The organism is Streptomyces laculatispora (assembly GCF_017353455.1).
GTDB classification, from domain to species: domain Bacteria; phylum Actinomycetota; class Actinomycetes; order Streptomycetales; family Streptomycetaceae; genus Streptomyces; species Streptomyces laculatispora.
In genome coordinates this window covers 1-6,534 of sequence record NZ_JAFMPZ010000015.1, presented here as the reverse complement: position 1 = coordinate 6,534, position 6,534 = coordinate 1, and the positions used below count along the sequence as shown (strand labels likewise).

Below are 6,534 nucleotides of genomic sequence, written 5' to 3'. Positions count from 1 at the left end.
GTGCGGGGGCGCGGGCGGTCGGGTGCGCGGGGCCGGACTCAGCCGAGGCCGCGGGAGTCCTGCTTGAGGGCGGTGTCCACGGTCAGCGCCGTCGCGACCACCAGGCTCAGCAGCGGCTCGGGCAGCTGGTAGTGGATCTGCAGCACGTAGTTGTCCGCCGTGGTGAACAGCGTCTTGGCGAGGCCTTCCCAGGTCTTGGTGATCCGGGCTATCTCGGCGTCGTTGTGGTCCACGATCGCGAAGTTCCAGGCGCGCCAGTTCTCCGCCTTGATCGCACCGACCTGCTGTCCGTCGACCATGATCGCGAAGTTGATCTTGCCGATGGCGTTCTGCTGGACGATCTCGCCGACCTGTCCGCCGTCCGGCCGCTGCACGATGACCCGGGACTTGATGAACTTCGCCGGGCGGGTGAGCAGGAGCTGCGGCTGACCGTAGGCGTCACGGATCTCAAGACGGTGGGTCAGGTACTGGTCGATGCTGGTGAGGAAGCGCAGCACCTTGCGGAACGCGCCCTGACCGACCTCGACGACCGAGCCGACGGTGTTGCCGTGCTGGTCGAAGACGCTGTACTCGTTCGTCACCTCGATCAGCTTGGCCTTCTGGTTCACCACCAGGACCTGCTGGTTGAAGAGCGAGCCCGCACCCGGGGCGCCCCCCTGCTGCGGCGCCGCGGCCGGCTGCTGGGCAGCCGCCTGCTGCTGGTACTGCTGCTGCGGAGCTGCCTGCTGCTGCGGCACCTGCGCCTGAGCGGGGGCCTGGCCCTGAGCCGGGGCCTGCGGCTGCCCGCCCGCCGGGTTGGTGTGCTCGGTCCACTGGGAGCCGTCCCAATAGCGCAGCAGCTGGGGCGCGCCGTGCGGATCCGGATACCAGCCCGCAGATACGTTCGAGTGCGTTGTCACCGGGGCACACTATCCCGCCGTGACGCCGGTGGAACCCCTTCCCCCGCACATCCACAGCTTCCCGAACCGGCATCCGCACTCATTGAATCTTCACGCACCGGTACGATGTCCGGGATGAACAGGCCGAGTGGACGAACCGACCGGGTGCGCGACGCCCGCGCCTCGGTGCTGCTCAGCTGGGTGTTCGTCCTGCTCGCCATGGTGTCGTGCTGTTCGCTCGCCTCCGCGCAGTCCGCCGAGGCGCAGCACCGTAGCGCCCCCTTCGCCGCTCCCCGGACCATCACTCCGGCGCCCGCGGCATCCGGGGCCCCTCCAACGACGCCGTCGGCGACGTCGACAGCCTGCGCCTCCAGGTTCAACGGATCTAGCAGCAGGGCCTGTCCCCGCACCCCGGGGACACATACGCCTGTCTGCGAACCGTCCGGCTCACCGAACCCGAGGACCCGTCATGACCTCCGCCAAGAAGCAGCACACGCCTGCCACCGCCCGCCGCGCCAAGCTGGAGGAGGCCCGCCGCAAGGAGCGGGCCCGTGAGCGCCGCAGCCGCATCATCACGATCACCGCCGCCGTCGCCGTCGTGGCCGGCCTCGTCGTGGGCGGCGGCTACCTGATGAACACCGCCGACGAGCAGGACAAGGCCGAGACGGCCGCCAAGTCCTCGCCCGTCCAGGGCGAGAAGAGCTGGGAAAAGCTCTCGCGGGAGCACGTCGACAAGAAGGTCGACTACCCGATGAACCCGCCGGTCGGCGGCGACCACAGCCAGGTGTGGATGAACTGCGACGCCGATGTCTACACGGAGGCGATACCGAAGGAGAACGCGGTCCACTCGCTGGAGCACGGCGCCGTCTGGGTCACGTACAACGGCAAGGCGAAGCCCGCCGATGTCAAGAAGCTCGGCGAACGGGTCTCGGCCACCTCGTACTCCCTGATGAGCCCCGTCGAGGACCAGGCCGCCCCGCTCATGCTCAACGCCTGGGGAAAGCAGCTGACCGTGAAGAGCGCCACCGACGCCCGGGTGGCGCAGTTCTTCACGAAGTACGTCCAGGGCCCGCAGACCCCTGAGCCGGGCGCCGCGTGCAGCGGCGGGATCGCCAAGTGACCTCCTCGGCGCGTGCGTCCCGTCCGATGGTGCTGGCCGGCGGTGCCCTGCTGGTGCTGGCACTGGCCCTGGTCGCGCTCATGCTGGCACGCCCCTCGTCCTCTGCCCCCGCTCCGACCGCGGCGGCGTCCGCCCCTGCCGAGACCTCGGCGGACGTGGGGTTCGCCCGCGACATGGCGGTCCACCACCAGCAGGCGGTCGAGATGTCGTTCATCGTCCGGGACCGGACCACCGATGTGGCGGTGCGCCGGCTCGCGTTCGACATCATCAACACCCAGGCCAACCAGCGCGGCATGATGCTGGGCTGGCTGGAGATGTGGGGCCGTGCGAAGAGTTCGCCCGGCCCGCCCATGGAGTGGATGGGCCACACCGTCACCCCGCGCGGCGAGGGGGCGCTGATGCCCGGCATGGCGACCGACGCCGAACTCGACGCGCTGCGGGCGGCGAAGGGCAGGGACGCCGAGGTGCTGTTCCTGCGGCTGATGACCGTGCACCACCGGGCCGGTGCGGACATGGCGCAGGCCGCCGCGGCCGCGGCGGGCACCGCCGAGATCAAGAACCTGGCGTCGGGCATGGTGCTGGGCCAGCGGTCGGAGATCGCGCTCATGGCGGACATGCTCAAGGAGCGCGGGGCCGCGGTCTGATCCCACCGGCCCCGGCCACACCCATGGACCGGCCACGCCCCTTGAGCAGGGCGTGGCCGGTGCCGTCGGGCCCGCGCATCCCGACCGTACTGGCGTACGGGATCGCATAGGCTCGGCACCGATATGAAGAGCAACCTCACGCCGCTGGGGCCCAAGGCCGACAAGGACACCGTCCGGCGCAGCAACCTCAGCCTCGTGCTGCGGGCCGTCCGCGACGAGAGCGAGGGCGAGGCGACCCGGGCCGGGGTCGCCTCGCGGGTCGGGCTGACGCGGGCCGCCGTGTCCTCGCTCGTCGAGCAGCTGCTCGACAGCGGGTTCCTCACCGAGTCCGGCAAGACGTTCAGCGGACAGGCGGGCAGGCCCGGTACCGCGCTCAAGATGGCCCGGACCGGTCCGGCCGGGCTCGGCGTCGAGGTCAACATCGACTATGTGTCGGTGTGCGTCGTCGACCTTGCGGGCACCGGCCGGGTCAGGCTCACCGAGCACCTCGACAACCGGGGCGCGCCGCCCGCAGAGGTACTGGCGCGGGCGGCCAGGATCGCCGCGCGCACTCTGGAGTCGGCGGGCGAGCAGGAGCTGTTCCCCGTCGGGGTCACGTTGGCGCTGCCCGGTCTGGTCTCGGGCGGCGCGGTGCGCCAGGCCCCGAACCTGGGCTGGAACCAGGTCCCGGCCCAGGAGCTGTTCGCGGCCTCACTGGCCGACGAGCGCCCCGGCCGCGAGGCGCTGACCGTGAGTTCGGAGAACGAGGCCAATCTGGCGGCGCTGGCCGAGCTGTGGTTCGGCGGGCTGGAGCGGATCCGGAGCTTCCTGTACCTGACCGGCGAGATCGGCGTCGGCGGCGCCCTGGTCATCAACGGCGAGCTGCTGCGCGGGGCGCACGGGTTCGCCGGGGAGATCGGGCATGTGGTGGTGGACTCGGAGGGGCCGCAGTGCCGGTGCGGTTCGCGCGGCTGTCTGGAGCAGTACGCGGGACAGGCGGCGCTCCTGCGGGCCGCCGGTATCGAGGAGACCGGCAGCGGCGTCGGGATCGCCGAACTGGAGCGGCGCATCCGGGCGGGCGACGAGCGGGCGGTGGCCGCGGTCGCCGGTGCGGGCCGGATGCTGGGCCGGGTGCTGTCCGGGGCGGTGAATCTGCTGGACCCCGACGCCGTGGTGCTCGGCGGGATCTACCGGAACCTGATGCCGTGGCTGTCGCCGCCCGTCGACCGGGAGCTGACGGACCGGGTCGTGTCCGGGCTCTGGTCGCCGGGCAGCGGCCGGCTCCGCGCCTCGTCCGTCGCGGGTGACGCGGCACGGGGTGCGGCGGCACTGGTCATGACGGACGTGCTCGCCGACCCGGTGGCGTACGCGGGGCGGACCGCGGTCCGTTGAGCCGAGGAGGACGCAGGGGGCGGACGCGCCGCGCGTGTCCGCCCCCTGCGGCACGGCCGCACCCCGTGCGGCAGGGTCAGCGGACCCCGAGCAGGTGGTCCATCGCCAGCTGGTCCAGGGCCTCGAACGCCATGCCGCGCTCCGCCGCGGCCGTCACGTCGAAGTCCTCGTAGGCGGAGCGGTCGGCCAGCAGTCCGGCCACGCCGTCGGCGGCGGTGGGCTGTGCCAGCTCGTCCAGCCGGGAGGCGCGCAGCGCGTCCCGCACGGCCGGGTCGGCGCGGAAGGCGGCGGCGCGCTCCTTGAGGATCAGGTAGTTGCGCATGCAGCCCGCGGCAGAGGCCCAGACACCGTCGTAGTCCTCGGTCCGCGGCGGCTTGAAGTCGAAGTGGCGCGGACCCTCGTAGCCCGCCGTCTCCAGCAGGTCGACGAGCCAGAAGGCCTGGCGCAGGTCACCGGCGCCGAAGCGGAGGTCCTGGTCGTACTTGATGCCGGACTGGCCGTTGAGGTCGATGTGGAAGAGCTTGCCCGCCCAGATCGCCTGGGCGATGCCGTGGGCGAAGTTCAGTCCGGCCATCTGCTCGTGGCCGACCTCGGGGTTCACGCCGTACAGCTCCGGGCGCTCCAGGCGCTCGATGAAGGCCAGGGCGTGGCCGACGGTCGGGAGCAGGATGTCGCCGCGCGGCTCGTTCGGCTTGGGCTCGATGGCGAACCGGAGGTCGTAGCCCTGGTCGACGACGTACTCGCCGAGCAGGTCGAACGCCTCCTTCATCCGGTCCAGCGCGACCCGTACGTCCTTCGCGCCGCCGGACTCCGCACCCTCCCGGCCGCCCCAGGCCACATACGTCTGAGCACCCAGCTCGACCGCGAGGTCGATGTTGCGGATCACCTTGCGCAGCGCGAACCGGCGCACGTCACGGTCGTTGGACGTGAAACCGCCGTCCTTGAAGACCGGGTGCGTGAACAGGTTCGTCGTCGCCATCGGGACCTTGAGACCGGCCGCGTCCAGCGACTGACGGAACCGCTTCACGATGCCTTCGCGCTCGGAGTCCGTCGAGCCGAACGGGATCAGGTCGTCGTCGTGGAACGTCACACCGTAGGCACCGAGCTCCGCGAGCCTCTGGACGGAGTCGACCGGGTCGATCGCCGCGCGGGTCGCGTCGCCGAACGGGTCGCGCCCCTGCCAGCCCACGGTCCACAGGCCGAAGGTGAACTTGTCCTGCGGGGTGGGAGTGAAGCGTTCGGTCATGGTCCATCCGCCTTCGGTGCCATGGGTCCGCAGCCGGTCGGGCAGCCGAACCTCTATTTGTTCACGGTCATGATTAATCATGCACGGACCATCCCTGCGACGTAACCCCCTCGCCACCACCTCGTCGGAAATCCACTCCTCCCCCTGTTCCCTGCACGTTCGATCACCTAATTTGTTCTTCGTACGAGCAAATGCCCGCGGAGCGAGAACCGCAGCGCGGGATCCCTGAGGCCAGAGAATGAGGTCAGCCATGCCGCCGCATACCGTCGTCATCGGTGTGGACAGCTCCACCCAGTCCACCAAAGCGGCGTTCGTCGACATCGCGACCGGCCGGCTGCTCGCCGTCGGCCGCGCCCCTCATGTCGTCACCGGTGAGGCCGGGGCCCGCGAGACGGACCCCGAGGTGTGGTGGCGGGCGCTGCGCGACGCGGTCGCCGCCGGGCTGAAGGAGTCCGATGTCCCCGCCGAGGCCGTCACCGGCATTGCCGTGGCCGGCCAGCAGCACGGCCTGGTCGTCCTGGACGCGGACGGCAGCCCGCTGCGCCCGGCACTCCTGTGGAACGACACCCGCTCCGCCCCGCAGGCCGCCGCCCTCACCGCGGCGCTGGGCGGGGCCGACGCCTGGACCGCGCGCACCGGATCGGTGCCGGTGGCCGCGATGACGGCGTCGAAGTGGATGTGGCTGCGGGAGAACGAACCGGCCACCGCCGCGGCGGCCACCGCGATCCGGCTGCCGCACGACTTCCTGACCGAGCGGCTGTCCGGCGTCGCCGTCACCGATCCCGGCGACGCGTCCGGCACCTGCTGGTACTCCACCGCGACCGGCGCCTACGACCCCGAGCTGCTCGAACTCCTCTCCATCGAGCCCGCGTCGCTGCCCGAGGTGGCTTCGAGCGGGGCGGCCCGCATCGGGTCCCTGACCGCCGGGGCGGCCGGGGCGCTCGGCCTGCCGGCCGGTATCGCCGTCGCGGCGGGCACCGGTGACAACATGAGCGCCGCCGTCGGACTCGGGCTCGGCGGCGCCGGGCTCCTGGACCACCCGGTACTCAGCCTCGGGACCTCGGGCACGGTCTTCGCCGCCTCCCGGACCAGGCCCGCCTCGCCCGCGCTCTCCGGCTTCGCCGCGGCCGACGGCACGTACCTCCCGCTGGCCTGCACCCTCAACTGCACGCTCGCCGTGGACAAGGTCGCCGCTCTGCTCGGCCTGGACCGCGCCGACGCCGCACCCGGCGGCGAGGCCGTGCTCCTGCCCTACCTGGACGGTGAGCGCACCCC

6 protein-coding genes are annotated in these 6,534 nt (G+C 71.8%); 4 read left to right on the top strand and 2 right to left on the bottom strand.

The window, feature by feature from the left end; translation table 11 throughout:
• Positions 1-38: 38 nt before the first annotated feature.
• Positions 39-899 (bottom strand): LURP-one-related family protein, encoded by an 861-nt coding sequence (locus tag J1C73_RS00715; protein WP_207314584.1) that lies wholly within the window; start codon positions 897-899, stop codon positions 39-41.
• 448 nt (positions 900-1,347) lie between these two features.
• Here J1C73_RS00715 and J1C73_RS00710 point away from each other — a divergent pair, with 448 nt between their 5' ends.
• From J1C73_RS00710 to J1C73_RS00700, 3 genes are all read left to right on the top strand, one after another.
• A complete protein-coding gene (locus J1C73_RS00710; protein WP_207314583.1) occupies positions 1,348-1,998 on the top strand; it encodes a thioredoxin-like domain-containing protein in 651 nt (216 codons plus the stop codon).
• Positions 1,999-2,024: 26 nt separating this feature from the next.
• Positions 2,025-2,642 (top strand): DUF305 domain-containing protein, encoded by a 618-nt coding sequence (locus J1C73_RS00705; RefSeq protein WP_242643525.1) that lies wholly within the window; start codon positions 2,025-2,027, stop codon positions 2,640-2,642.
• Positions 2,643-2,765: 123 nt separating this feature from the next.
• Positions 2,766-4,013, top strand: coding sequence for an ROK family protein (locus J1C73_RS00700; RefSeq protein WP_207314581.1), 1,248 nt, complete (start codon positions 2,766-2,768; stop codon positions 4,011-4,013).
• A 76-nt stretch (positions 4,014-4,089) separates the two neighbouring features.
• On the opposite strand, the gene xylA is transcribed toward J1C73_RS00700, so the two are convergent.
• Positions 4,090-5,259, bottom strand: a complete 1,170-nt coding sequence (gene xylA, locus J1C73_RS00695) for a xylose isomerase (protein ID WP_207314580.1) — start codon at positions 5,257-5,259, stop codon at positions 4,090-4,092.
• A 250-nt stretch (positions 5,260-5,509) separates the two neighbouring features.
• On the opposite strand from xylA, the gene J1C73_RS00690 reads away from it, so the two are divergent.
• Positions 5,510-6,534 (top strand): FGGY family carbohydrate kinase (locus J1C73_RS00690; RefSeq protein WP_207314579.1); only part of this gene is annotated, 1,025 nt, incomplete at its 3' end.

Coding starts and splice junctions, on each gene's coding strand:
- J1C73_RS00710 (WP_207314583.1), top strand. CDS start 1,348: ATGACCTCCGCCAAGAAGCAGCACACGCCTGCCACCGCCCGCCGCGCC.
- J1C73_RS00705 (WP_242643525.1), top strand. CDS start 2,025: ATGGTGCTGGCCGGCGGTGCCCTGCTGGTGCTGGCACTGGCCCTGGTC.
- J1C73_RS00700 (WP_207314581.1), top strand. CDS start 2,766: ATGAAGAGCAACCTCACGCCGCTGGGGCCCAAGGCCGACAAGGACACC.
- xylA (WP_207314580.1), bottom strand. CDS start 5,259: ATGACCGAACGCTTCACTCCCACCCCGCAGGACAAGTTCACCTTCGGC.